The sequence below is a fragment of the Clostridium transplantifaecale genome (assembly GCF_900626075.1).
Lineage (GTDB): Bacteria > Bacillota > Clostridia > Lachnospirales > Lachnospiraceae > Otoolea > Otoolea transplantifaecalis.
In genome coordinates this window covers 583,974-610,383 of record NZ_UYZY01000003.1, presented here as the reverse complement: position 1 = coordinate 610,383, position 26,410 = coordinate 583,974, and the positions used below count along the sequence as shown (strand labels likewise).

Here is a 26,410-nt window from a genome sequence, read left to right as displayed (position 1 = left end):
TTGCGCACTTTGCGTGAAAAATTCCGCTTTTATTTCCTTTTGTTGGATATATTAGCACAGCTTTTGAGGATAGTAAAGGGGAATCGGAACTAGAACTTTATCTTCAGGATCCGGCTCGGACGGCCCGCATCGTTTATCATCCTTTTTCCGTCCTCTTCTATATACCCGCACTGCTCCAGTTTCTCCACCATGCGGTACATTGACCGGAGCGAGCAGCCATAGACAAGGGAAAGCTCATTTACTGTGAATACATTGCTTCTGTATTTCTCCACAATCGCGTGGAATTTAAGCACCGTGTTGATGCTCAGAGATGTCTCTTCCGCAATCTTCTGCCACCGGTGGTCGGCAGAAACGCTCTCTTTTTTCTCACTGCTCAGAATCGGTCCGTCCACCAGCACATTGTTATAGACGACATAGGCACAGGAAACCTCCTGCGTAAGCGCTTTATCCAGGGCAGCCCTGGCATTTTCCCCCGCTTCCCACATAAGATCCGACGTGCCTGCGCCGATGCTCAACCGACATCCCGCCGCGTTCCGGACCTCCCTCAGCAGATTGCCGAGGCGTGTCCTGTACTGCAGTCTCTCGAACACATTCCTATCCACGACCAGTATATACTTTCCCCAGGCAATCTCCTCCACCGCCGCCTGCAGTTCCAGTGCAAATGACAGTATTTTCTCCGCCGCTTTCAGTTTGTCAAGTTCCAGATAGCAGCCGGTTCTGTCCTGCCGTGCCCCTTTTCCCGTCTCCATATAAATGATCAGCGTCTGGCCCGTCTCCTTCTCTTTTAAAAAGTACTCCAGCCTCAGTTTCTCATAGGCCAGACGTACATTTTCATAGGTGGAACCGACCAGAATAGAAGGGAGCCCCATTTTCAAAAGACGTTCATAGACAGGGCTGATGCAGGTAAGGCAGACACTTGTATTCCTGCTGCGGTATGTCTCCGAATGGAATGAAACCATCCGTTCGATCGTCTCCTCAAAAAGTGCGCTGTCCTTGTATGCATCCTTATACAGATAAACCGAGTCGAGATTCCCGCACCGTCCCGTCTCCTCAAATATTTCACACAGTTCCTCCTCCTCATACCCGTCGACACTGATACTGTTTATATCATATCCCTCGGACAGGGCCTGCAGCAGCGTGTGGTAGAGCGTCAGAATGTCCCTGGCAACATAACCCGTGATTTTCTTTGGCGAAACATGGCCGGTAAAATACATGTAGTCGTAATACCCGGCAATGATAATGATATCCGCTGTTTTCTGAAGCTGCATGAACAAAGGCAGATGCTCCTCTTTCGGCAGGCTTTCCAGTTCCAGGCGGCTTATTAAAAGGCTCCTGTCCATCTGTCTTAATGCCTTTTCCATATTATTGATCTTTGCCGGGGCTCCAACCAGTCCAACTATCATATCATTGCCCTCCTTTTTTACCAGTATAACACGTTTCCCCTTTGTCTTAATTCATATATGCGCTTTTTCCTTCTTTTCCCTATACCGGCCCAAGCCCGATTATCTGAGCCACGGTAACGGCGCCGAACCCGATCAGCGTCCAGGCAATCAGCATTGGAATCACCCATTTCAGCCACTTTTGATAAGGAACACCCGCCACAGCCAGACAGGCCATAAGCGGTCCGCAGGCCGGAGTCAGCAGATTCGTAACCCCGTCGCCGTAATGGAATGCCAGAACGGCAACCTGACGGTTGATTCCAAGGACATCGGAAAGAGGTGTCATAATCGGCATAGTCACAGCCGCCTGGGCGGAACCAGATGGGATTATCATATTAAGCAGCCACTGGAACACATACATTCCGTTGGCGGCCAGTACCTTCGGCATTCCCTGCAGACAGGATGCTGCATGGTAAATGATGGTGTCTGTAATATTGCCGCTGTCAAGGATTACCAGAATTCCTCCTGCCACTCCCACAATCAGCGCTCCCGGAATAATATTTTTCGCTCCGTCCAAAAACGTGTCCGCTATGGAGGATGCAGAAAAACCTCCGATGATACCAGTCAGTATGCCAAAGCCCAAAAATAGTGCGGCCAGCTCCGTCATATACCAGCCGTATCTGGCGACGCCGAATATCGTAAGGGCAAATGTTCCCAAAAGCAGAAGACCCAGAATCTTGTGTTTCCCTGTGAATGTTTTTATTTCCGACAGATCAATCTCCGTCCCCACGGAGGTACTGATTCCGTACATCAGGCTCTTATCCGGATGATTTTTAATCTTCTTTGCATATCGCATCAGAAGGAAAATGGTAACAGCAATCGTTATGGCACACCAGATACTTCTGTACCACAGGCCGGAATATAACGGAACATCCGCGATGCTCTGTGCAATTCCCACATTGAAGGGATTCATCATTCCGTTGATATGGCCCGCCCGGATGCCGCAGTATGCAAGACCTGCCGCCAGAAGCTCATCATACCCCATATATTTACAGAGAGCCAGCAGAATCGGCACGAAAATAATGACCTCCTCAGCCATACCGATTGTGGCTGCCAGAAAAGACAGAAGAACGACAATCGCCGGGAACAGGATTTTCTCCTGATTCGAAAATTTCTTCATTGTCGTTCCTACCAGCGCTTCCGTGAATCCCGTCCTGTTTAACATTTCAAAAGCTCCGGCAATAATAAATACAAAAAATATAATGTATCCCGCCTTTTCAAGTCCAGAGGGAATTGCACTCAAGATTCCCATCAGGCCGACCGGAGTATTGGCCGCCCTCGTGTAGCTTCCGGGATCCACTACCGATTTTCCACTGCTCTCATTTAAGATATACTGGTAATTTCCCGCCGGAATGATGTAAGTACAGACCGCCGCAATTAGAATAATGATACATATTAATACATAAGGGTTCAACAGATTATTAAGCCGCTCTTCTCTTGTTTTTGCTCTTTTTTCCTCCATATCTCATATTCCTTTCATCCCTGCTCCCCGCTGTTAACAAATACCGGAGACACCCACGCCCTGTTTCCGTCTTTTAAATACGCTTTTATAAAGTAGAGGTTCAGCCCGGCTTCCATGCCGGAGTCTTTAAATTTCCCCGTAAAGCTGTAAACGCCGTCCTCCGATTTTTCCTGCGTCCTCTCCATGGAAAACGTCACTTTTCTTCCCACTTCCCCGATATAATGTTCATATGGAACGTCCGTTATCATTTCCAGGGGGACCATTACCGTTTTCTGCATGCTGGCGAAGATGATTTCACATTGCTTTCCGGGAATGGGAATTACATCTATGATCACTCCGTCCTCATCCCCTGATGTCTTTGACTTAAAGTGCAGAGTCTGGTTTCCCACTGACTGGATTCCCTCTCTGCAATTATCGATTGCAAAGTTGTCCGCTCCTGCGATTCTTCCGTTCCGCACCAGAATGCTGCCGTCCCACCGGACCGATTTGTTCCTGTAATATGTCTTTACTCCGGTCCATGCAATTTTGATTTTCTTTCTTCTGTCTGCTTTGCAAATAATTTCTTCACCGGAACTTTCCATTCCGCTATCTTTCATTCCGGTATTTCCGGCCTTATCGTCCAGTTTAACAGAATCCGGGGTAAATGTATGTATTCTGTCCAGATTTCTATATAATTCCACACGATCCACCGGAGCATTGGCGCTGATTGAAAATTCGGCCGTCACCTCGTTTCCGGCTGTTATCTCACTCCCCATCACCGCTCCGTTTACGTTAAATTCCGCGATAATCCGGGATGAGGTCGTCCCATAACATCTCCTTTCTTTAAGCGCCTCCCAGATTCCTTCCCGGGTCAGTTCCTTTGCATACACCGCAGTAAGTCCCGACTTCACGTCAAAGGTCGCACCGAAACTGCCTGAATCCGTTCCGACAGGGTAGGATAACCCCAGCCTGGACGTGTGATCGTCACTGCTGGCAATAAAGCCGACCTTCATCTTTCTCGACACCGCTTCCTCCAGAAACCAGTCGAAAATACCGTGGTGGGAATGCACCTCTATTACCGGTGTCAGTTCCGGGTTATGGAACGAAAAATCGGCATGACGGCCTCCCACATGCGGAATCGCCATAACATCCGTCCTTCCCCTGAAGCGCTCCCACAGTTCGCTGACGGGATAACAGTCCTCCCCGTCATCTTCCTTGCCTCTGCCCTCATATCTTCCCGGTTCCTTGTAAAGCCACCGGCTGCTGTGATACAGTTTCTCCCCGTCATTCAGGTAATAAATGTTGTGATCTCCTCCCGCGCAGGTATTTCCCGACCATTCGTATCCCGGAAATACAACAAATTGGCCGTCGCAGTGATTCTTTCTGATTGCCTGCCCTACATGTTCCCAGTTTTCATCTGACACTTCAAAGTCATTCCCCTGCCATCCGGTAAAATCAAGGGCTCCCACTTCTCTTGCAAATTCCATGGAATCCTCCATGCTGCCCAGGCCGCCGGCTTCGCAGTTCTGGCCGTGCATATCTCCCCAGAAAAGACGATACACCATATCGTTTTCCACTTTTATCACATTGCCTGCCGAGTGAAGATCATACTCTGGGATGTGGGCATATGCAAGATAACTTCCCTCCTTTTCGATCCTGCATTTTACCAGCTTAACGCCTCTGTCCTCCTGTTCCATGCAGATTCGGCGGCTTTCGCACCAAAATCCGTCGGGAGTCTCGATATCCACCTCCCCCGTAAAATCCTCACAGCGGTTGCCATGTTCATCCAGAATCCGAATTCTCATTTCAAACGGCTCATTTACTCCGACTTTGCTGGGCGCTACCAGGCCTACTTCCCCACAGACGCCGCTCTTCACATGCAGAAAGCAGGCCGGATGAATTTCCTCATAACGGTTGCTGCCAAAGGGATCGACCATCGCTATGATCCTGTGGTTCCGTTCCGCCATTGTCTGTGTTATAATTCCCGGGGAACCTGCCGATGTGTCTCCCAAAAGAAGCTCGACCCGATCTCCCTCCTTTAAACACCCATCACTGACGTGTACGGTTACCGCATTCTCATAGGGCCTGATTCCATCCGAATTAGGTAATATTTTTACCGATGCCTCCCCGCTTGCCGACACGGTACTGTAGCCCGATTCCCGTTCGTTTGCGGTCTGCACCGCCTCCCAGTCGGTTACCCCCTGTCTTGCAAATCGGATATTTCCCCCGTCGTCAATCCCGTATTTCCCGACTGTGTATACCGCCCGTATCGTGTTCGGCATCCCAGCTGCCAACTCCCCCTGTAGCACTTCACAAAACAGGCTGCCCAGATATTCCTGATTCAGTCTCATTGCTCACCCTCCCATGTTTTTTCTTTATTATCACTATATCAAAGACAAAATGACAAAAAAAGGTGAAGAAACTGTCATTAAATCGGACTTTAAGAAATAGAAGACAGGAACCGCACACTTTTATTCCCAACTTTTCATTGCCACTCAAAAAAGAGAAAACATTTCTGTTTTCTCCGATAAATATTTCTATTATTCTATACTTTTAATTCTATATCTCTGTTTGTGTATCTACGGTTCCATATCTCTGGTTCCGTATCTCCGGTTCCATCTTACTGTCCCTATAAAAGCCGCACCCTCTTCGGCTTGAACGGTACCACCTCGGCGCTCACATACCATTCCACCTGCTGTTGCTCCTCAAAATGCATGGCCGAGCATGCTGTTTTTACATCGGAATCCGTCAGTACACTCATACCGCGCGCACCTCCGATTATATTCACGGCAACGGAACAGTCTGATTCAGATGTCTCTTTCCTGATGGGGGTATCCGAGCGGGTACAGTCACGGACCGTAACAGCGCCTGCCGATGCTTCCGGGGTTACTTCCCTGTATTCCAGCTTACAGTATTTTTCCGGGTAAATAAAGCAGTCCCGTTCTTTACCCGGCTCCCACTTTATCTGTTGATTGTCCATGGAGGCATGGGTGCAGGACAGTATATGGAGACAACGTTTATCCTGCGTGACCGGATGGGTAAATTCCACATCAAAAGGGGCGCAGCCCACGGCCGTAATGAAACGGCATCCGCATGGAACCGTGTCGGCATAAGCCGTTATAGTCATATCCAGCGTCTTTATCTCTTCCACGCCTTCGGGCCGGAAAAATCGCGCCCGGTAAAACGACCAGGCCGAGTCCCTGTCCAGTTCGTACACTTCAAGTATTTCCCCGGCATCCTCATTTTCCTTTCCGTCATCCGTCCCATACCACGAAGTTCCGCTCCATCCCTCTCCCTTAACCTTCTTACCATTGATATGAAGATCAAATTTGAAGTGACCGCCAAAAGGATCGGCCGCCCTCCGCTCATTCTGCTGTTCCATTGTAAGCCCAATACGTTCCGTACGCGGCCATTTTTCAAAGAATTCTTTTACTTCTTTGATTGGAATCCGCTTGCAAATATCAACGGAAATCCCCTCTTCAAAGCAGTAAATTGCCGGCACCAGCCATTCATGGCCGTTACAGCGGAACACACTTTTTATATCCAGGAGTCTGCCCTCCTGCATGTTTTTATCTCCTTTCCCAAAATCACCTGTAAAATATACTTTCATCTTCTAATCCCTTCTATCCTCATTTCCAAACTTTCCCTGACCTGCCGCTCCGCTTAAATCAGTTGATACTCCTGCGGTTTATATCGTACCGTCTTAAGACTGATATACCAATCTGTCTGCTTCCTCTTTTCAAAATGCATCGAGGAACGGGCTGTTTTACGGCTGTGAGCGGCAGGCGCGGCTCCCTTATCCGCGCCGATGATAAATCCAATAGCCGACGGGCCGTCCAAAGACTCTTTATCTTCGCGTTTTGCCGGATCATCTTCGGATGCGTCTTTCACCACAATTTTTCCGTCCAACTGTTTATCCCCCTCCACCTCGTACTCCATCACGCAGTAATTCCCCGGGAATGTGACTTTGCCAATCCCTGGCATCTCATGCTCCAGAGGTGTATCCTGCAGTATCTCTCCGATACAGGAACGCACAGACAGGCGATATTCCTCCCCTGTAATGGGATGGCAAAACGGAACTTTAAACGGCCCGCAGCCTGCGGATGTTGTAAAATGGCAGCCGCAGGGTATTTCCTCATCCTCCGGTTTAAACAAAATAGACAGGGAATGGATCTCTTCCTGCCCCTCTGCGCCCCAGCGGTAGTACGCACGGTGGATATACCAGGCAGAATTCCTGTCAAGATCATATGCTTCTATCGCCTCTCCCGTCATATCGCTGCCTGCTTCTTCCCCGAACCCCTGCCAACCGCCGCCACAGCTTCTGTCGCCGATCACCGTCCTGCCGTTCACCCTGAGCGTAAAAGAAACTTCAAAGTTCCATGGGCTCTCATACTCTATCAAATCACGCTGCTCCGCGGTAAGCTCCTCTTCATCTGCTCCTGCCCACTTCCTGTAAAATGCTTTCACTTTCTCCACCGGGATTTTACGGCAGATGTCAAGAACCAGTCCCTGGCTGCAGCAATAAACTGCGGGAACCAGCCATTCGTATCCCCCGTATTCAAACGACCGGCCCAGAACCACCTGCGTACCTGCCTCCTCTTGGTTCCCACTGCCCCGGAAATTTCCTGAATAATATACTTTCATAAATGCTGCTCCTGTTTTTCTAAATTTTATACGGGTATCCCAAAAGCAATACGCACGCTTTCAGGATACCCGTTTTTCGGAACGCCGTCTCCGCCGTGAATAAAGCTCAGAAACGGTTAAATACTAAAGAATTAAGCTGTTGCGCCCGCATTCCCGATCCTCTGCAGCAGGCTCTGAGCCCATTCATAATCTTTCTTATGCACGTAGAATGTGTAAGAGCACTCTTCCCTGGCCAGCAGCCCCGCCGCCAAAGGTCTCATACCGAGGCCTCCAAGCGGACCGCCGCGGCTGCTCACTTTAAACGTGTAGTTAATCCCCGCGGTGGCAAGCGCGTCCCTGACCTCGGCCTGCTTTTTCATATTCTGTGTTACATATACCTCCCTTCTGTTAAAGATAGAAAGCATCTACCTCCCTCCTCCCGTTCTTTTTCTATAAATAAAATACACTGCGGTAATAATAACCATTAATACGGTTACAACGTAAACAGAGGTGAAATCACCTGTCTTGCACGCTATATAGATAGCCGTCGGTCCGTCCGCCCCTCCTATAATTGAAAGCGCTCCCTGGGTCTGTTTATCAATATACAGGCTCACACAGCTTAAAAATATCCCTGCCGCCGTCAAAACAGAAAGAATCAGTCCGATTATTTTTCCCTTTCCTTTCATCCCTTCCCCTTTCTATTGTCTGTTAAATCCCAGATACCTGGTTCCCTGGAATGTTAAATGTCCTGTATCTCCTTCCGCAAGCATCCCATAATCGCTGCCGCCAAGCTGCAGTTCCATCCTGTCACCGCTCTCGACCTCAAATGTCACATAGTAGCTGGTGGAAGACGTGGAATGTGTACCGTGGGCGCCCGTGACATCCCCGGCATTACAGTGCGTGTGATGGCTGACATTCGTACGCTTGGCTACGATCCTGGCCTCCACCGTCAGCCTGGGAGACTGGTTATTGCGGTTCCATTCGCCGATGCCTCTCACAAACATCATAACAAACATTCCTATCACTAAAAAGAATACCAGAAAAAACAGGATGTCAAAGCCGCCGCCGAAAAAAAACGAATCAAAAAACATCTTTTTCTCCTCCCTTGTCTGAGTACAGTATAGATCATTTATGAAAATGATGTTTTACTTTTTTCTGTCAATTTCTGTAAATAAGGGTGTGGTTGAGAAATGAGGACGCCGCCGTCAGGCCGGGGACCGGGGTGGTGAGGGGAATCGATGAGTCTTTCGTCCCGGGCGTCAGGTGATCGTGGGCGGGGAATACGGGCAGAAAAAGTTCCTGCGGGAAACGCTTGCGCTCGTTGGAGTACATAACGGACACTAACCTCGAAAATACCTCGGTAAGTGCCGATGAACTCCCAGGTTCCCTCCGGAATCTTTTTCTCCCTTCTTCCCCGCAGGAAGGTTATGGCCGGGACAAAAGACTCCGCCAAGGGCGTCTGCCCGGCCCCCGGCCTGCGGCCGCTGATTTGTCCTCTTTCTTCAAGGCGGAGGCACTTGTCGCTGCCACTACGTTTCTCAGAATGCCTGAAACCTGCCTCCTGTTCACTATGACACTGTCTAAACTTATATACTTATAATCTTAGAGTGTTTATTCTGCTCCTTTTTTTATGCAGCCCAAGATGCCGTTAAAATGTAAAAGAATCACGGCTATATAGTGGCCGCGACAATACCTATCCCCCACTTGACGAAAGAGACAATCAGCCCCTGAAGCCGGCGGACGGGGCAATACCTTCCCTGAGTCTTCAGTCCCGCCAACAACCTGCCCGGGGAAGGAAGGAGAAAACTTTCCGAAGGGGACCTTGGAATCCGCCGGTGCTTAGCGAGGTTCTTTCGAGCTTAGCATCCGCTGCGCATTCCACAAGCGGAAGCGAGTCCCCGTAGGAATTTTTTCTCCTGAATTCCCCCTCACAACAGCTTACCAACCGGGACTGAAGACTCATACACACCCTCCCACTCCCCCGTCCGCCGTCTTACAGAGGCGTCCTCGCATCTCAACTAAATCCCCAACGTTAAACGACAGCCGCCATCTTTTCAAAGACAGCGGCTGTCGCCTAAATTCCTCTTATTTCTGATTGATATAATTAACCAGCCCTCCGGCCGTTATGATCTTCTGCATAAACTCAGGGAACGCCTGTCCCTGGTAGCTCTTGTTTTTCGTCTTGTTGATGATCATGCCGCTGTCAAAATCCACTTCCACTTCATCACCGTTTTCAATCGCCACCGCTGCTTCCGGGCATTCGATAATCGGCAGTCCGATATTAATCGCGTTGCGGTAGAATATTCTTGCAAATGTCTCGGCAATGACACAGCTTACCCCGGCGCACTTGATAGCCAGAGGCGCATGTTCGCGGGATGAACCGCAGCCGAAGTTCTTGTTGGCGACAATAATGTCACCGTCCTTTACTTTGCCGATAAATTCTTTATCAATATCCTCCATACAGTGTTTTGCCAGCTCTTTTCCATCTGTCGCATTCAGGTACCTTGCCGGAATAATAACATCCGTGTCTACATTGTCGCCATATTTAAACACATGTCCACATGCCTTCATCTTACTTCCTCCTCATTCAAAAAGCATTATAATCCCAGCTCGCAGGGACAGCTGATTTTGCCGGTTACCGCACTGGCTGCCGCTATAGCGGGACTTGCCAGATACACTTCCGAATCCACGTGGCCCATACGGCCTACAAAGTTGCGGTTCGTGGTGGAGATGCATCTCTCACCCTCCGCCAGGATTCCCATATATCCGCCAAGACACGGCCCGCAGGTCGGCGTACTCACAACAGCGCCCGCTTCCACGAATATTTCCATCAGGCCTTCTCTGATACACTGAAGATAGATGGACTGTGTGGCCGGAATTACGATACAGCGAACTCCCTTTGCCACTTTGCGCCCTTTGAGGATTTCAGCGGCAATTCTCATGTCGTCGATTCTTCCGTTGGTGCAGGAACCAATTACAGACTGGTCGATCTTCACCTCGCCGACTTCGTCAATCGTCCTTGTGTTCTCCGGAAGGTGAGGGAAAGCGATAGTCGGTTTAAGCTCCGACAGATCAATTGTGTAGACGGCATCGTACTCGGCGTCCTCATCTGCCTCATATACGGTATAATCCCGTTTCGAATGATCTTTTATATACTCTTTCGTCAATTCATCCACCGGGAAGATTCCGTTCTTGCCGCCTGCTTCTATAGCCATGTTGCAGATCGTAAAACGGTCGTCCATTGTCAGGTTCTTAATTCCGTCCCCGGTAAATTCCATGGATTTATAGAGTGCTCCGTCCACGCCGATCATACCGATAATATGTAATATCACATCTTTACCGCTGACCCATTTAGACGGTTTACCCGTCAATTCAAATTTGATGGCGGAAGGCACTTTAAACCAGGCCTTACCCGTTACCATACCCGCTGCCATATCCGTACTTCCAACTCCTGTGGAGAAAGCGCCCAAAGCGCCGTATGTACATGTATGGGAATCGGCTCCGATCACCGCGTCACCGGCTACTACCAGACCTTTTTCAGGAAGCAGGGCATGTTCAATTCCCATCTCCCCCACGTCAAAATAATTGGTAATATCATGCCGACAGGCAAATTCGCGGCAGCACTTGCAGTTCTGTGCCGATTTGATATCCTTGTTCGGAATAAAATGGTCCATAACCAGGGCTATTTTATCTTTATTAAAAACGGACTGTGTATCCAGCTTCTGCATCTCATTGATTGCAACCGGTGTGGTGATATCATTACCCAGCACCAGATCCAGCTCCGCCTCTATCAACTGGCCCGCTTTTACTTCCGGAAGGCCCGCATGTGCAGCCAGAATTTTCTGAGTCATTGTCATTCCCATGATTTGATCTCCTCCTAAAAATTATGTATTTACATTATAGCATCCGCCCTGTTATAATACAAATATATAATACGAATATATGGTATAAACCTCAGTTATAGGCGGCAGCATAAGGCGGCGTTTTGGGCGAGTCTCCGCTATGGCTGAAAGCACTCATTCAGATAAGGGGAAACGGTATGGATCAACATTTATCCCAATACAAAATTTTTTACGCTGTAGCCAAAGCAGGCAATATCTCAAAGGCGGCCAAGGAGCTGTTCATCAGCCAGCCGGCTATCAGTAAATCAATTAGCAAGCTGGAGGAAAATCTGGGCATCTCTCTGTTTACAAGGAATTCCAGGGGCGTCCAGCTCACGGTGGAAGGGCAGGTTCTTTTCAGCCATGTCAGCAACGCCTTCGACACGCTGGGGCGGGGCGAGAACGAGCTGAAGCGCATTAAAAATTTTAATATAGGACAGATTAAGATTGGAGTCAGCAATACACTCTGCAAGTATATCCTGCTGCCCTACCTGAAAGGGTTTGTGGAGGAATATCCCCATGTCAAAATCATGATTGACAGCCAGGATACCGCACGGACCATATCCATGCTTGAACAGCAGAAACTGGACATCGGCCTGATCGCGGAACCCAGGACCAGAAGATCCCTTTCCTTTATGCCGATTATGAGAATCGAGGACACCTTCGTCTGTACAAAATCATATCTGGACAACTTAAAAATACGCGAGGGGGAGGATGTCAACATTTTCTCCGCGGGCACGATCCTTCTGCTGGACAGAAACAATATGACCAGAACCCATATCGACGCCTATTTCTCCGAACATAATATAGAAGTAAAGCAGGTTTTAGAGGCCACCACCATGGATCTCCTGATTGAGTTTGCCAAAACCGGCCTCGGCATCGGCTGCGTCATCCGGGAATTTGTCCGCAATGAGCTGGCCGACGGTTCACTGATTGAAATTCCGTTAAGCTCCCCTATCAGGAACAGAACCATCGGTTTCGCTTATAATCCGGCCTATGCCACAAAGACGATGAATAATTTTATACATTTCTGCTCCTCCAACCAGAGTTAACGGAAACTGTAAGAGCACTTTCCTGCGACATTAAAAAGGATATTGTTTCACCACCCGCCATGGAGTGTCAAAACAATATCCTATATTTTTTGTGTTCGTATTTATAAGTCTTCAAACAAGCTGCGTACCTGTCCTTCCGTCTCATTCAGAAGTTTTGCCCCCGATACATATTCAAAGGCTTCCCGCCACTCTCTGTCGTCGTAGCGGCCGGACTCAATCTCTTTCAATGCCCTCTTTATCTGGTCAAAGCGGCAGGAATCATGAAGATCCGATATATATAGACACCCCACAATTCGTTTCAATTCATCCAATATCCCCTTGTTCTTATCCATTCCGATTACCTCGCCAATACAAATTGAAGTTATAATTTCTGTCATATCACGTTAAGCACTACATATTATCTATTTTATGGCATCGAATGCTTCATGTCAATCGTTACTGCGCATATAATGCGATATTTTTACCAGTTTATGGCATAAACTATACATATAAAGGCGGTGTGATATGTATAGCGAATTTGACTTTGGCAGAAGATTATCGGAACTGCGCGAAAAAAAAGGGGTATCTGCCCGGGATATGAGTCTTTCTCTCGGACAGAACCCCGGCTACATTAATAAAGTGGAAAATGGAAAATCCATGCCCTCTATGGAAGTTTTCTTCTATATCTGCGAATATCTGGCAATATCGCCGTCCGACTTTTTTGCATCCGACAAAAAGGATCCGCAAAAGATTAAGGAAATCTCGGAGGAGTGCCAAAATCTGAGCAGTGAAGTCCTGGGACATGTCCTGGCCATTATAAAATCTCTGTCGGAACACAGGCGCTGAACCGGCAGGCAGACGCTGCAGCTCATCCATTTGTTTCAATAAAAAACTCCATTGCTGCGCGCTTCGCACACAAGTCACAGGCACCCATGACGAAAAGTATGCAGTGCGTACTTTTCGTCACTTTCGTTCTACTGTGCCATACCGCTGCTAAACTGTGCCGTCTGGCAATCCTGTTTCATTCCTATTTTTCCGTATCGTAATTCCAGTCGATAATACCGCCGAAATCATAGACATTTTTATATCCCATCTTGACCAGCTTATCAGAAGCGTCTTTGCTGCGTCTTCCGGAACGGCAGTAAACCAGAAGCATTGCATCCTTATCATTCAGAAGCTCCGGCTCCGTATCCTGAATCTCCTCGTTAGGAATATTAATTGCACCGGGTACATGGCCTTCCTTGTACTCCTGAAGTGTCCTTACGTCAACTACTGTCACTTCCGTCTGATCCATCATTTCCTTTGCTTCAGCCGCTGAAATTTTATGATAAGCCGCCTCTTCCGTCTGTGGTTCCATCTGTGTATTTTCCTGTTCTCCCATCGGCTCCTCCGTCTCTGTCTCCATGCCTGCCGTCATACCGGTTTCCATCTGTGCCTGTGTTGTTGTCCCGGCCTTCGCTCTCGCGCATCCTGCCAGACCCATTACAAGCAGAACTCCTATCCCTAATCCAATCCATGTGCTCTTCTTCATATTTTAGCCCTCTCGTCTAAAAAACCTGCAGTTAATATTTTCCTTTGTCTTTTGTATGTTTTGTTTTCTCTTTTATTTTCTCTGCGGTTTTAATTCTGTTCCGTTTCTACGGCTCCGGCCGGTCCGGAAGCTTCCGCTGTTCCGGTGGTATCAGCCGGCTCAGCGGGTTGTGCAGACTCGCCCGGCGGTGCGGCTTCGGCAGGGCCGGTCACATCTCCGGCGCCCGGTAAACCGGACTGGTCCGTACCCGGCTGCCCTGCTTCCGGAACACCCTCCTGGGCGCTTTCTGATTCTGCCGGCAATGCCGTTTGAGGCAGCGTTGTGTTTCGTTCAATTTTTCCCGCTTTACTCTTATAGTAGCTGTTGTGCAGAGGTTCTTCTTTAATTACTTTTCCATCTTTAGTCACGACACGGAAGCTCTTCCACACAGAACCGCTCTGTCCCTGATCCACTATCTGCTCCGTTCCAAAAGGAAGCTGTACATTCTCTTCATAGGACGGCGCCGCGGGATCCGCATCCTTGACTTTTTCCGATTTGATGCTTACTTTTACCCCGTCTTCCAGAACGGGTATGCCGACGATAGACAATTTTAATTCCAGTCCGTCGACAGAAGCCCGCAGCACTACGGGTGCGGCGCTTGTATTGACAAATTTGAGATCCGGGCCTGCGTAACCGTCGAAGCTGACCATGGCATCCTGCCCCTTTTCTACATAAGAGGGGGCAAAGCTGTGGGCATTGCGCTCGGTGGTCTTAAAACCGGCTTCTATAATAGAGTGGTAAAGTGTGGTGGATACCTGGCATACTCCGCCGCCCGGCTCCTCAATCAGCACGCCGTTTCTATAGGCTCCCGCGGGCTGATATCCTTTCTCTTTCGTCCTGTTTCCGGTTGTGTTGTTAAATGAAAATTCTTCACCCGGCTGCAGAATGAGTCCGTCAATAGCCTCTGCCGCCAGGGTCACGTTCTGGTTTCTGTTTTTATTGCTGGTCAGTTTCGTTTTAAACGTCCCAATCACCTTGTACTGTGCTTTCGCCTGCGCCTGGGTGCGTGCCGGCGCCGTCACGGTAAAACCGGCCTCCGCCGGTGCGGAATAGTTCTTCTCTTTTACCATTTTCATGATATCTTCCACCAGCCGGTCCTGATTCAGCGTCCGTCCGTTTGTTTCTTTGGAATATTCATAGACGCCTGTTTTTTTATCAAAAGATACCACTTTGGAATCGGAGGGGTTCCTGTCCCATTTCCCGGCAAGGGCCGAAACCTGTCCGCGCACATCTTCCTCCATTTTACCGTAGTCGAATGACAGCTTAAGTTCCTCCTCCGGCCGGGATGGGATACTCTGAATCAGACGCCCTATCTCGCTGTCAACCGGGTTTACGAGTTCCTCCGTTTCATCCGGTCCCTGAACCGTTATGGGACCGGAGTATTTTTTCTTTAATGTCTCCTGTGCTTCTTCTCCTGAAAGTCCGGTGATGACAGTATCTTCTACAGTTACCGCGGCCGTTTTCCGCGGTGTTTCTACAGTAGATCCGCCCTCTTTATCAATGATACTCTCCTGTACCTGCGTCTCCATGTTTCCCAGAGCTGCCGCCTGCTTTTTCTGTATCAGGGGCAGGGTGATTGCAAGAATCAACGCCACAGCTCCTGCAGCTCCGATGACGAGCGCCGGATACTTCCGGCGCCTCCCTGCTCTCTTTCTGCTCCTTGTCATATTTTTTCCGTTCCTTCCATTATTTCGTTCCGTCATTTTATTGTCTCTTTATCCGGCCTCTGCTGCCGCTGTTCATCTATTTAGTCAATGTTAAATAAGTCGTTTAATGCTTCGCTCATTGTCGGATGAGTGTAAATCATATCGCGCAGCTTTGTATAAGGAATCTGTGCATCCATTGCAAGCTTCACCAGGTTGACCATCTCATGGGACTCTTCGCAGAAGAGATGCGCTCCCAGAATCAAACCTGTCTTCTCATCGATAACGGCTTTTAAAAGGCCGGAAGGCTGCTCTAAAACCTGGGCTTTCGGAATTGCGCCCGCCATCAGTCTGGCTACCTTAACCTGGTATCCCTTTTCTACTGCCTCCTGCTCACTCATTCCCACTCTGGAGAACGGAGGATTTAAAAAGACGCTGTACGGTACGGCTCCGCGTTCATTGAGCGTATAACCGCCGTCTCCGAGAACCGCTGATTTAACTATTCGGAAATCATCCAGTGAAATGTAGGTGAACTGAAGTCCGCCGGCCACATCTCCCATTGCATAAATATGCGGCACAGAAGTCTGCATATGCTCATTTACCGCTACTCCGCCGCGGGCATTCAGCTCCACACCGGCAGCTTCCAGGCCCAGTCCCGCGGTATTCGGCCTTCTTCCCGTTGCTACGAGAACCGCATCCGCGCTTAATTTTGTCACAGTGCCGCCAATCTTTACCGTTATGACGGCCCTGCCGTTATCTTCCAGCACCGACTGGATTCCGGCGCTTGTAATTACGGTTGCGCCGCGGCTCTCAAGATTCTCCCTTACGGCGCCGGCTATCTCCTCATCCTCTCTCGGAAGGAATCGCTCTTCATTCTGGAGAATTGTAACGCTGCTGCCAAAGTCCGCATAAATAGAGGCAAACTCCACTCCGATATAACCGCCGCCGATAATCACCAGCTTCTCCGGCAGTTTTTTAAGTTCCAGAAGCCCTTCGCTTGTATATGCATATGGGTTTCCTTTCAGCCCTTCAATCGGAGGTACAAAAGCTACGGAACCTGTATTTAAGAAAATTTGTGCGCCTTCGAGTTCTTCCCTTCCCTGTTCCGTCGTCACCTCGACCGTATGCGGGGAAAGCAGTTTTGCCCTGCCTGTGATAACCGTCACATTGGGGACCTGTGCAGCCTTCTGATAATTCTTCCCGCGCAGTTTCCCGGTAAGGTCCGCTTTTCCTTCGACTGCCTTCTCATACATTGCCGCCCGCTCCTCGAAGCTGCCTGCGGTCATCTTTGCTTCCTGTGCTTTATGTACCAGAAACTTGGTCGGAATACACCCCACGTTGATACAGGTCCCGCCGTACATACCGGAAGACTGCTCAATCAGCGCCGTGCGCTTTCCGGCCTTTCCCAATGCCGCTGCGAGAGTTTTACCTCCCTTGCCAAAACCGATGATAACCGCGTCATAATTATTATTCCTGCTCTCCATGTTGCTCCTCCTTATTTATCTTCCTTGTTATCTGTATTCTTTTTAGTTACAGTTTATACTGTTACAATAACAGATACAGTTCTTCCTGTCAACACTTTTTTCTAATATTTTCTAATTTTACTAATATTATTTTTGCCAAAAGGAAAAAAACTCATACAGCTTTTTGTAATGAAAAAAAGATAGATCGGACGGCAAAGCGGAGCCCAAACACCCCTGTCCTCGTTACTGTTCACACCCAGCTAAAAAGCAGCTTTGCTGCAGACAATAACACGCTTCGCGATGCACGGAAAAGGCAAAAAGCGCAGCGCGGGACATAAATTATTATACTCTACTTTTTTACTCATATTTGTGGTATACTTTGGAAAATTGGATGAAACAGGAGGAAACACGAATGCCTGTATATAAAAAGGAAAAAATACGGACAAGTCATCGTTCAGATAAAAGAAAAAATAGCTGCTCTGGAAATTGATATGGGGAACCCCCTTACGGAAGAAGAGATTCTGCGTTTTGAAACGCATTGTAATATCCGGCTTCCGGAGGCATCCCGCATGTTTTTAAAAGAAATCGGCAATGGCTGCGTCATGATTGACGGCTTTCGGTTAATGGGGATGGATGAAATGGACTGATTGATCTCGGTGACGCTATGAGTTATCACCTGATTGTGAGCGGCAAATGCCGGGGTGAGGTCTGGAATTTTACAGATGTCGGCGTCCAGCCCTGCTGCGAACGCCAGGATTTTCTTGGATGGTTTGAATTGTGGCTGGATCATCAGGAGGATGTGGATTATTTTAAAAATTACACAGGCTGACCGCAGGGAGCGTTTCCGTTTCACTGATATAAATTTACTCCGCGAAAAAATAATAATCGAACTGCCCTCCCGGCGGCACATCCATCACTTTTTTCATATCGCCGCCGGAGGAGGCCTCCAGCAGAGCCTTATTATTTTCTATCAAACGGGTATCTCCATTTCTGATGAGCATAAAACTTATAAGTCCCAGCGTATCTCCCTGTTTTGACTCCCAGTGAGACAAGTCTTCGTCATATAAATACTCCGCCGCCTTCAACATGATTTTTAAATCCACGCCGTCCGGCTCCCCGCTTTTCGAGGTCCAATTGCTATAAAACAGACGGTAATGTCCGCCAAAGGCTGTCTCTAAATAAGATTTGTCATTATTGAAATAATACTCTCCATCCTCCGCATACTCAAGCTCCACGAACCAGTAGGATGTGTCTTCATCCCCATAGATGCTGCGCTTTTCTATCTCTTCGCCGAACCGCTCCTTCACCATGCGCTCCGTCACTTTGCGCGGACGGCCCAGGCAAACCGCATCATATTCATATGGGGCATGAAACATATTTTCCAGTCCCCGGAAGGCGACTCTAACGATATAATCCGCGTTTTTGGCATATACCTGGGATTTGAAATATCCTGAACTCTTAAAAATCCCCGCCAGCACAAAAGCGGTGAGAAGCAGTATTCTGAATTTCTTGCGTTCTGTTTTCATAGTCTCCCCCTCCTGCTTCTCTGCTTTCCAACCTGTATTTTAGCCCCTTTGCGAATATGGGACTCCGTTTCCGGCGGAACTTAGCGCCCGAATTTCTGTGATGGACGCAGTTTAACGGGTTTTCCGCTTTCCTATGATGAACAAACGGCATAGTCTGTTCAGACTATGCCGTATATGTACCAACATCTCCGTGACACGGTTCCCGATCAGGCTGCTGCTCGGAGCCGCCTGCATCATTAGCCGGATACCGGATATTAGTTATCGATTAATTTGTTTGTATTGTTCCAGCTATAGAGCTTACGAAGCTCTTTTCCTGTAGCTTCGAGCTGATGAGCCGCTTCTTTCTTTCTCATTGCGTTGAAATGCGGGCAGTTAACCTGATTCTCAAGCAGCCAGTTCTTTGCAAATGTACCATCCTGGATGTCTGTAAGGATCTGCTTCATTGCTTTCTTTGTTTCGTCTGTTACGATCTTCGGTCCTGTGATATAATCGCCGAACTCAGCCGTATTGGAAATGGAATATCTCATTCCTGCAAATCCGCTCTCATAAATTAAGTCTACGATCAGCTTCATCTCATGGATACACTCAAAATATGCACTCTCAGGCTCATATCCTGCTTCTACCAGAGTTTCAAAGCCAGCTTTCATCAGGGCTGTAACGCCGCCGCAGAGAACAGCCTGCTCACCAAACAGATCGGTCTCGGTCTCCTCGCGGAATGTGGTCTGTAATACGCCTGCTCTTGCTCCGCCGATAGCCAGTGCATAAGCCAGCGCCTTATCATGGGCTTTGCCTGTAAAATCCTGCTGAACTGCGATCAGACAAGGAACTCCTCTGCCTCTCTGATACTCGCTTCTTACCGTATGTCCAGGTCCTTTAGGTGCAATCATCGTTACGTCGATATTCTTCGGAGGAACGATCTGACCGAAATGGATAGCAAAGCCGTGTGCAAACATCAGCATATTACCCTCTTCCAGGTTTGGCTCAACGGACTCTTTATACATCTGAGCCTGTTTCTCATCGTTGATAAGAACCATGATAATGTCGGCCTTCTTAGCTGCTTCTGCTGCTGTATAAACTTCAAATCCTGCTTCCTCTGCCTTCGCCCAGGATCTGCTGCCTTCATATAAACCGATAATTACATGACAGCCCGACTCTTTTGCATTGAGCGCATGGGCATGTCCCTGGCTGCCGTAACCGATAACGGCAATTGTCTTTCCCTCTAATAATGATAAATTGCAATCTTCCTGATAATAAATCTTTGCCATGTTTGTGTACTCCTCCTTGGGATATGTATAAAGTTAATAATTTTATAAAGAATGCCGCCGACGCCTCTCTGTGCGCCTTTGGCGACACTTTGTAACTTGGTTACGGAAGGAAGCGGACGTCGTCTGCTCCTCTGGAAAGTCCGGTAAGTCCGGTCCTTGCAAGCTCCAGTATCTCATAATCTTCCAGAAGATTAATCATCGCATCCAGCTTGGACTGATCTCCTGTCAGCATAACCGTGACAGACTCCTTGCCGACGTCTACAATCGACGCGCGGAAAATCTCGGCAATTGCATTAATTGCCATACGCTCACTGGCATTGGCTCTCACCTTTACCATCATAAGCTCACGGTAAACGGAATGACCTTCACGGAGTTCCTTAATATCATGGACATCTTCGAGTTTTCCCAGCTGCTTCTGAATCTGCTCAAGCACCTGCTGATCTCCCAGAGACACTACCGTCATCCTGGAATACCTCGGATCGGCTGTCACGCCTACGGTAAGGCTCTCAATATTATATCCGCGGCGGCTGAAAAGACCGGCCACGCGGCTCAGAACACCGGCGGTGTTATCTACTAATAATGATAAAACAATTCTGCTCATCTGCAATCCCCACCTCGCTATGTATTACATTTAATATTAACAATCAAATCTTTCTTTGTCAACTAATTAAAAGGAATGGGTCGTATTACTTTAAGATATATCTTTTAATAGTTTAGAGGGCGCGGATGGACAGCCGTCTTTATGTTGGTACTTTTCTTATTCAACTAATCTACTTTTTAGTTGACAGGATTCTCCCATTATGTCATACTTTAATAAGTAGTTTTCATAACCACATCTGGAGGTTTTTAATTATGAATGTAGATTATAATATGAATGAGAATAAAGGTACCCGGGAAAAGGTTGCTATCCTGATTGACTCGGGTTGTGATGTTACGGATGAGCTGATCCGCCAGTATCATATGAAGCTTCTGCGGCTTCATGTCATTTATCCGGAGAAGGATTACTCCGATGATTTGGATATTACACCGCAGATGGTCTACAGCCGCTTTCCGGGGGAAATCCCGCACACTTCCACTCCCGGGCCGCAGGAAGTGAAGGATATGGTGGATGAGATTAAGCGGGAAGGTTATACCCACGTGCTGTCTTTTGCCATCTCAAGCGGGCTGAGCGGCACCTATAATACGATTTGCGGCGTATTGAACGAGGAGACGGAATTGACCTCGTTTGTTCTTGACACGCGCAATGTTTCGTTTGGATCGGGTGTTCTTGCTGTATGGGCCGCGAAAAAGCTGGAGGAAGGCATGTCTTACGGCGAACTGGTCCGCCTGCTTCCGGACAAGGTGAAAGATTCGAAGATCTTCTATTATATGGATACTCTGACTTATCTGCAGAAGGGGGGACGAATCGGGCTCGTCACCTCTATCGTAGGCAGTATTTTAAATCTGAAACCGATTATTTCCTGTAATGAAGAGGGCGTCTATTATACGGTTGCCAAAATCCGGGGTTCCAGACAGGGGCTGACCAAGCTGCTCTCCGAAGCGAAAGAATTTGCCGGTGACTCACCGGTATGGTTCTCCCTGTTGAACGGTGACGCCGAAGCCGCCTCCGATGAGATGGAGCCACGCCTTTCAAAAGAAATACCAAACGGCGAACTTCTTCTTTCCAAACAAATTACTGCGTCCCTTGCCGTACATACCGGACCGGGACTTCTGGGTATCGGCATCATGAAATTATAGAAAACGAAGAAACTGTCATATCATGCAAACAGGCCGCCGGCGATTACCCGCCGCGGCCTGTTTCTGTACTTTTCAGGCTCTTGCACTTTGCCTTAATTCCAGTGTCTCCCCTGTTCCTTTTACCGTTCCGAGCTTCTCCATCCAGTCATCGCCATATTTAAAGTGCATTTTCATCTCGCTGCCGACGCTGATCAGGACCTCGTCATCCGGAATCTCTTCCCGCGTATACCAGCCTGCCTCGGCAAGTTCATCCTCCTGCAGCCGGATGGCGTCGTCTCCGTCCAGCTCAGCGTAAAATCCGATCATTTCCGTATCGGTAAATGCCCAGGGCTGGCTCTTGAAATACCGGACATTTTTGACCTTCAGACCGACCTCCTCCATGACTTCCCTGTGGACCGTCTCCTCGAATGTCTCTCCGATCTCCACAAAACCGGCAATCAGGGCATAGCCTCTGTATGCACGGCCGCGGTATTTTGACATCAGTAACTTATCTCCGTTTGTAACCGCCACAATGACGGCCGGGGAAATCTTCGGATATTCAATCTGTCCGCATACCGGGCAGACAAGAGCCCGTTCTGTCTTGCTGTCCGTCGTCCTTGCACCGCAGTGTCCGCAGAACTTTCTGCTCTGGCGCCACCGCCAGACCTGTGTTGCCGTGATTGCTGCAAACGCCTGGAACATTGGCTCCATCATTCTGAAATACTGCGTTCCCTTCCATTCCAGACAGCCGGTTTCCACTATTTCTTCCTCTTCTTTTTTCTCCAGAAGAAAATATGGTTTTTCATCGATTGAAAATAAATAAACCGCCCGTTCACGTGCATCGGGTACGGTTGCGGCCAATTCCGAAAACATTGGGATTTCAAAGCTTCCATCCTGAATTTTCGCATCCCTGTTAATCAGAAGTGCGCTGTTATTATGTATCAGTAAAACGTAATCATCCAGTTCCGGCTTTCGGCCGCTGAAGGCATTGTCATATTTATGAGGGGCAATATCCTGTATCATCTTCATATACCATCCTTTTCATCTTGTATATTTTCAGACGGGAAATTCGGCACCGGCCAAAGACGAAGTCCGCTCACTCCTTTTTTTTCCCGTTCTCAGCCACTTGAACTATTATATTGCTTTTTGGCAATACGTGCAATGGAAATGTCGTTTTATGCTGCAAAATAACCGCCCGATCCGAGGGGATCAAGCGGTTATTTTATCCTCATCGATTAAGATATGTAAAATAGCCAGGATAAATAATAAAGGTCAGTGTTTGGGCGCCATAACATGAAGGATACAGCAGTTATCTCCATCCAGTTCGTTTTTTTCGTGTTCTACAGATAAATCAGGATTGTAAGCGGCAAATTTAGCATAATCCACGTAGCAGTACAACCGCCCCCAGCGTTCAAAGCCAAGTTCCTTCCACACACGGGCAAACAGGCATTCTGTATATTCCTGCCGCAGCTCACAGTCATTGCTGATTAAGTCGCATCCTACCGAAAGCCCCCGGCTCGGCAGATCTCCTCCCAAATCATAGTGGTTCGGCGTCAACGGCAGATTGGACGCAAGCACTTTTTCTTTACAATACTCTCCCCAGTAATGACCGTAGCCCTCCACCGCCTTATTAACAATACGCTCCGTTTGTTCCTCGGGAAGTTCCTCCAGCATCGCATTTACCATATGATAGTAAAGCGTGGCCAGCCGACGGGACATCAGTTGTACGTCATATTCCCAATTTCTATCCATATTTTCCTCCTTCACGATATAAAATTTAGAATAATGAAATGATACTTGTCCCCCCTAATATAATCGTAATCAGGCCAATCAGCGCTCCTGCTATCCTGGTCCAGGTCTTATTGGCGTAGCAGCCCAGAACCGATTTCTGACTGGTGATGTAGACAAGTGTTATGACCACCAGCGGTAAAACCGCACCGTTGAAGGCCTGTGCCGCAATAATAATTGAAAGCGGATTATATCCGGTGGCAGCGATAAAAATACCAAATGCAATAACCAGGATATTGGTCCAGAAAAAACGTTTATCGCTGCGGTCCATCTTCCATCCGAAAAATCCTCCAAGTACATAGGAAACACCGAGAGGTGTGATAATGGCGGATGAAAATCCCGCAGCTACCAGGCCAAGGCAGAGAAAAGTCTTTGCAAAACCTCCCAGCAGAGGTTCCAGCTGAATGGCAATATCCGCCGCCGACTGCACCGTAAATCCCAGCATGGTGGTGGCGGAAGTGACAAGCACGGCGATTGTAATCAAAGCTCCGATTCCCATTGTAAGGCCAATGTCAAAACGTGAAAGCTGGAGCTGTTCCGGTTTATTCCAGGTGCGCTTCGCGCTGACGGAGTGGATGAAAATATTCTGCGGACCAATCGTGGTGCCGATGAGAGACAGACAGTAAATCAGGCTCCCCTCCGGAACCCTGGGGATTAATCCCGAAACAACACCGGCAAAATCCGGCTTTACCACAAACATGGTCAGAATGAAAACAAGCGCCATAAAACCAACGCAAACGCACAGCAGCTTTTCGAGCCATTTGATGTCACGCAGCGTTACAATTACCAGAATGATAATTCCCCAGACGGGCGCAATATAATTGGAAGGAATGCCAATCAAGGTGGAAAGTCCGATGGAAGTTCCGGTCAAATCGCCCCCTGCATAGGCAAAGCCGCCCAGTGTCAAAGCAATGGCAATAATCCATACTACAATCTTCTGCAGCACGGGGCGTGGGGCAAAAGTATCCACAATATTTTCGGCCAGCCCTTTTTGCGTAATAATACCGAGTTTCGCCGACATCCCCTGCAGCAGCATAACCGCAATAAACGAAAAGACAATAGTCCAAAGCAGGGTATAGCCATAGCCCGCCCCGGCCCGCGTTGCCGTCACTACAGTGCCGGGGCCGATAAACGACCCGACAATCACAGCACCCGGCCCGACCGCGGCAAGCTTTTTTCTGAGCGTATATTTTTCCTCCGGGTTTTGTTTTTCAGTTGTCAATGTTATACCTCCAATCATACTCAAGGTTAGGAAAGGCACCGCGGCCTTTCAGCTCTCTTAGCTCTCCATGCATAGATTCGGAAATTGCAACAGACTGTTTAATCTCATAATATAGACAAGCCCTTTATAAGTCAATAAAATTCGACATAATAAAATTAGTTTTCGATAATGTCGAATTTACTCTTGTAAAATATCCTTAAAGGAGATAAACTATAGAAAAGCACGAAGGAAAAGGAGGAGCAAAAATGAGTCAGGAATATGGAGGCCGAACAATACAGTCGGTTCAGAGGGCACTGGATATATTAGGTCTTTTTGATGAAGAGCACAGTGAATTTTCCCTGGGTGAAATCAGCGCACTACTGAATTTGAACAAAAGCACGGCCCATGGGCTGATCAGCACTCTGTATCAAAACCGGTATCTTCAGCAGAAAAGTAACGGGAAGTATAAACTGGGGCAAATTTTTCTGGATAAGGTGGTCCTCGCCCGCGATAACAGCATATCCCATCTTAAGGAACTTATAAAACCGTGTCTGGACAGAATCTGTAAACATTTTTCAGCCACATCGACCGGTTTTTTTTATGAAAATGAAAAGCTGTATCTGGCTTATCAGGCGGTTCCCGCGGAAGGATATTATATTTCGGTCAATTTCAACGACCGGATGCCGTTATACTGCACTGCTTCGGGAAAACTGCTGCTGGCATATCAAAGCGAAACCGAGACACGGCGCTATTTTACTCAAACAAAATTAAAGGCAATGACAGAGTACACAATTGTCAAAAAATCCGATTTGCTAAAAGAATTGGAATTGATCCGGGAGCAGAGGTACTCTTTTGAAAACCAGGAGCATCAGATGGGAGCTGCAAGTCTGGCTGTGCCGTTATTCTGGAAAAACAGTTTCTATGGAACCTGCAGTGTAACGGGAATGATTTACTGGCTTGAGAAAAATAAAGAGGAAATTATAGCAGAACTGACAGAAACGGCAAAAAAAATAGAGGGCGCCGGTTAAGGCCCCCTCACGGTCTGGTTCTTTATATTCCTGTTCCGGCCAAATTGTCTTTGAGCGTTTTCTTACTGCTCCGCTTTCAGCGTTTTAATCAACTTTTTCACGTCACTGTTCTCGCCTCCGGCGTAAAGCCTGCCGTCCAGCAGGAAATTGGGAGCGGTCCTGCACTGTTTCAGGCAGTCTCTCGTTTCCAGAAGAATTTTCTTATCTGAGGACAGGGCACCGGAAGAAGGGATTTTCCCCTTGATTCCAAGCTCCTTCTTTATCGTGTCCAGAAAGTCTTTTTCTTCCCGGTGACAGTTTTTTCCTGTGCAGACGGTGAGACGGTGCCGGTAGGGAGCCGGTTTCAGGCTTTTATACAGCTTCATAATACAGTCGATTACCGTCTCCTTCACCCCTGCCGCTTCCGCCGCCATGGCGCTGTGTTCAGGGGTAATGCAGCCGTAAAGCTCCTGTATCTCCTGCAGCATGGAAACAATGTTCTCCTGGGAGGAAGGAGATGTCATGCTGCTATAATATCCCAGTATTTCCTTCAGCCCTTCCTCACGCTTATCCGATATAGTTTCCCCAATTAAGCTTTCCCCAGCCAAACCTTCTCCGGCCGCACTTATCTTTGCCTCTGATTTTTTCTCCTGGTTTTTCATTTTGCACTCGCTCTCCTGCTCACACTCTCTGCTGCCGACTCCCATTACTGTAAAATTGTCTTGGAAGGGCGACAACCTATTTACGTTTTTCGTTTTTCAGATAGTATGGGCATAGTAAGGAATTTTTATCCTTTTGCTGCAGTTAAACAGCACC

The 26,410-nt window shown here is 48.1% G+C and carries 28 protein-coding genes; 6 read left to right on the top strand and 22 right to left on the bottom strand.

Translation table 11 applies throughout. The features are described 5' to 3' along the window. Positions 1-89: 89 nt before the first annotated feature. The 11 genes from EJL91_RS14200 to leuC form a co-directional block, all read right to left on the bottom strand. On the bottom strand, positions 90-1,403 hold the full coding sequence (locus EJL91_RS14200) for a hypothetical protein (RefSeq protein ID WP_125142611.1): 1,314 nt from the start codon (positions 1,401-1,403) through the stop codon (positions 90-92). A 79-nt stretch (positions 1,404-1,482) separates the two neighbouring features. Further along, positions 1,483-2,901 carry a YfcC family protein gene (locus tag EJL91_RS14195; protein ID WP_125142610.1) on the bottom strand — a complete coding sequence of 473 codons (1,419 nt, stop codon included), beginning with the start codon at positions 2,899-2,901 and terminating at the stop codon, positions 1,483-1,485. A 14-nt stretch (positions 2,902-2,915) separates the two neighbouring features. Beyond that, positions 2,916-5,231: a DUF3604 domain-containing protein gene (locus EJL91_RS14190; RefSeq protein ID WP_125142609.1), complete on the bottom strand. Its 2,316-nt coding sequence runs from the start codon at positions 5,229-5,231 to the stop codon at positions 2,916-2,918. A 278-nt stretch (positions 5,232-5,509) separates the two neighbouring features. After that, positions 5,510-6,445, bottom strand: a complete 936-nt coding sequence (locus EJL91_RS14185; protein WP_125142608.1) for a hypothetical protein — start codon at positions 6,443-6,445, stop codon at positions 5,510-5,512. Positions 6,446-6,543: 98 nt separating this feature from the next. After that, positions 6,544-7,524 carry a hypothetical protein gene (locus EJL91_RS14180; protein ID WP_125142607.1) on the bottom strand — a complete coding sequence of 327 codons (981 nt, stop codon included), beginning with the start codon at positions 7,522-7,524 and terminating at the stop codon, positions 6,544-6,546. A 131-nt stretch (positions 7,525-7,655) separates the two neighbouring features. Then, positions 7,656-7,928 carry a hypothetical protein gene (locus EJL91_RS14175; protein ID WP_125142606.1) on the bottom strand — a complete coding sequence of 91 codons (273 nt, stop codon included), beginning with the start codon at positions 7,926-7,928 and terminating at the stop codon, positions 7,656-7,658. Further along, positions 7,929-8,189 carry a hypothetical protein gene (locus tag EJL91_RS14170; RefSeq protein ID WP_125142605.1) on the bottom strand — a complete coding sequence of 87 codons (261 nt, stop codon included), beginning with the start codon at positions 8,187-8,189 and terminating at the stop codon, positions 7,929-7,931. It abuts the gene before it with no gap. A gap of 12 nt (positions 8,190-8,201) precedes the next feature. Continuing rightward, complete coding sequence (locus EJL91_RS14165) at positions 8,202-8,594, bottom strand: DUF2500 domain-containing protein (protein ID WP_125142604.1); 393 nt, start codon at positions 8,592-8,594, stop codon at positions 8,202-8,204. A gap of 67 nt (positions 8,595-8,661) precedes the next feature. Continuing rightward, complete coding sequence (locus EJL91_RS24610; RefSeq protein ID WP_164516847.1) at positions 8,662-8,835, bottom strand: hypothetical protein; 174 nt, start codon at positions 8,833-8,835, stop codon at positions 8,662-8,664. A 753-nt stretch (positions 8,836-9,588) separates the two neighbouring features. Next, a complete protein-coding gene (leuD, locus tag EJL91_RS14160) occupies positions 9,589-10,074 on the bottom strand; it encodes a 3-isopropylmalate dehydratase small subunit (RefSeq protein WP_125142603.1) in 486 nt (161 codons plus the stop codon). A 26-nt stretch (positions 10,075-10,100) separates the two neighbouring features. Then, positions 10,101-11,366: a 3-isopropylmalate dehydratase large subunit gene (leuC, locus tag EJL91_RS14155; protein ID WP_125142602.1), complete on the bottom strand. Its 1,266-nt coding sequence runs from the start codon at positions 11,364-11,366 to the stop codon at positions 10,101-10,103. 176 nt (positions 11,367-11,542) lie between these two features. Between leuC and EJL91_RS14150 the strand changes: the two genes are divergently transcribed. Beyond that, the gene (locus EJL91_RS14150; protein WP_125142601.1) at positions 11,543-12,436 is read left to right on the top strand and encodes a LysR family transcriptional regulator; all 894 of its coding nucleotides are present in this window, start codon (positions 11,543-11,545) and stop codon (positions 12,434-12,436) included. Between the two features lie 101 nt (positions 12,437-12,537). Here the strand turns inward: EJL91_RS14150 and EJL91_RS14145 are convergent, their stop codons facing one another. After that, positions 12,538-12,768, bottom strand: a complete 231-nt coding sequence (locus EJL91_RS14145) for a hypothetical protein (protein WP_125142600.1) — start codon at positions 12,766-12,768, stop codon at positions 12,538-12,540. Positions 12,769-12,940: 172 nt separating this feature from the next. On the opposite strand from EJL91_RS14145, the gene EJL91_RS14140 reads away from it, so the two are divergent. Continuing rightward, the gene (locus EJL91_RS14140) at positions 12,941-13,261 is read left to right on the top strand and encodes a helix-turn-helix domain-containing protein (RefSeq protein WP_125142599.1); all 321 of its coding nucleotides are present in this window, start codon (positions 12,941-12,943) and stop codon (positions 13,259-13,261) included. A 181-nt stretch (positions 13,262-13,442) separates the two neighbouring features. Here EJL91_RS14140 and EJL91_RS14135 read toward each other — a convergent pair whose 3' ends face one another. The 3 genes from EJL91_RS14135 to EJL91_RS14125 form a co-directional block, all read right to left on the bottom strand. Next, entirely contained in the window at positions 13,443-13,946 is a 504-nt protein-coding gene (locus EJL91_RS14135) for a rhodanese-like domain-containing protein (RefSeq protein ID WP_125142598.1), read from the bottom strand. Positions 13,947-14,035: 89 nt separating this feature from the next. Next, positions 14,036-15,688 carry a VanW family protein gene (locus EJL91_RS14130; protein ID WP_125142597.1) on the bottom strand — a complete coding sequence of 551 codons (1,653 nt, stop codon included), beginning with the start codon at positions 15,686-15,688 and terminating at the stop codon, positions 14,036-14,038. 44 nt (positions 15,689-15,732) lie between these two features. After that, the gene (locus tag EJL91_RS14125) at positions 15,733-17,112 is read right to left on the bottom strand and encodes an FAD-dependent oxidoreductase (protein ID WP_125142596.1); all 1,380 of its coding nucleotides are present in this window, start codon (positions 17,110-17,112) and stop codon (positions 15,733-15,735) included. Between the two features lie 470 nt (positions 17,113-17,582). Here EJL91_RS14125 and EJL91_RS24965 point away from each other — a divergent pair, with 470 nt between their 5' ends. Together EJL91_RS24965 and EJL91_RS24960 are read left to right on the top strand one after the other, a co-directional pair. Then, positions 17,583-17,738 carry an SMI1/KNR4 family protein gene (locus tag EJL91_RS24965; protein ID WP_243125353.1) on the top strand — a complete coding sequence of 52 codons (156 nt, stop codon included), beginning with the start codon at positions 17,583-17,585 and terminating at the stop codon, positions 17,736-17,738. Positions 17,739-17,755: 17 nt separating this feature from the next. Then, positions 17,756-17,920, top strand: coding sequence for a hypothetical protein (locus tag EJL91_RS24960; protein ID WP_243125351.1), 165 nt, complete (start codon positions 17,756-17,758; stop codon positions 17,918-17,920). A 34-nt stretch (positions 17,921-17,954) separates the two neighbouring features. Here EJL91_RS24960 and EJL91_RS14115 read toward each other — a convergent pair whose 3' ends face one another. The 3 genes from EJL91_RS14115 to ilvN form a co-directional block, all read right to left on the bottom strand. Further along, positions 17,955-18,617 carry a hypothetical protein gene (locus tag EJL91_RS14115; RefSeq protein WP_125142595.1) on the bottom strand — a complete coding sequence of 221 codons (663 nt, stop codon included), beginning with the start codon at positions 18,615-18,617 and terminating at the stop codon, positions 17,955-17,957. 254 nt (positions 18,618-18,871) lie between these two features. Further along, on the bottom strand, positions 18,872-19,882 hold the full coding sequence (ilvC, locus tag EJL91_RS14110; protein WP_125142594.1) for a ketol-acid reductoisomerase: 1,011 nt from the start codon (positions 19,880-19,882) through the stop codon (positions 18,872-18,874). A 100-nt stretch (positions 19,883-19,982) separates the two neighbouring features. Continuing rightward, positions 19,983-20,483 (bottom strand): acetolactate synthase small subunit, encoded by a 501-nt coding sequence (gene ilvN / locus EJL91_RS14105; RefSeq protein WP_009299222.1) that lies wholly within the window; start codon positions 20,481-20,483, stop codon positions 19,983-19,985. Positions 20,484-20,734: 251 nt separating this feature from the next. Between ilvN and EJL91_RS14100 the strand changes: the two genes are divergently transcribed. Continuing rightward, the gene (locus EJL91_RS14100; RefSeq protein ID WP_125142593.1) at positions 20,735-21,619 is read left to right on the top strand and encodes a DegV family protein; all 885 of its coding nucleotides are present in this window, start codon (positions 20,735-20,737) and stop codon (positions 21,617-21,619) included. Positions 21,620-21,691: 72 nt separating this feature from the next. On the opposite strand, the gene nudC is transcribed toward EJL91_RS14100, so the two are convergent. The 3 genes from nudC to EJL91_RS14085 all read right to left on the bottom strand — a co-directional run bounded on the left by nudC (position 21,692) and on the right by EJL91_RS14085 (position 24,608). Then, positions 21,692-22,627 carry an NAD(+) diphosphatase gene (gene nudC / locus EJL91_RS14095; protein ID WP_341467009.1) on the bottom strand — a complete coding sequence of 312 codons (936 nt, stop codon included), beginning with the start codon at positions 22,625-22,627 and terminating at the stop codon, positions 21,692-21,694. A 243-nt stretch (positions 22,628-22,870) separates the two neighbouring features. Next, positions 22,871-23,350, bottom strand: a complete 480-nt coding sequence (locus EJL91_RS14090; protein WP_125142592.1) for an L-2-amino-thiazoline-4-carboxylic acid hydrolase — start codon at positions 23,348-23,350, stop codon at positions 22,871-22,873. Positions 23,351-23,375: 25 nt separating this feature from the next. Further along, on the bottom strand, positions 23,376-24,608 hold the full coding sequence (locus EJL91_RS14085; protein WP_243125349.1) for an Nramp family divalent metal transporter: 1,233 nt from the start codon (positions 24,606-24,608) through the stop codon (positions 23,376-23,378). Positions 24,609-24,853: 245 nt separating this feature from the next. On the opposite strand from EJL91_RS14085, the gene EJL91_RS14080 reads away from it, so the two are divergent. Then, a complete protein-coding gene (locus EJL91_RS14080; RefSeq protein ID WP_125142590.1) occupies positions 24,854-25,615 on the top strand; it encodes an IclR family transcriptional regulator in 762 nt (253 codons plus the stop codon). 62 nt (positions 25,616-25,677) lie between these two features. On the opposite strand, the gene EJL91_RS14075 is transcribed toward EJL91_RS14080, so the two are convergent. Continuing rightward, complete coding sequence (locus tag EJL91_RS14075; RefSeq protein WP_125142589.1) at positions 25,678-26,256, bottom strand: NADH-quinone oxidoreductase subunit NuoE family protein; 579 nt, start codon at positions 26,254-26,256, stop codon at positions 25,678-25,680. Between the last annotated feature and the right edge of the window lie 154 nt (positions 26,257-26,410).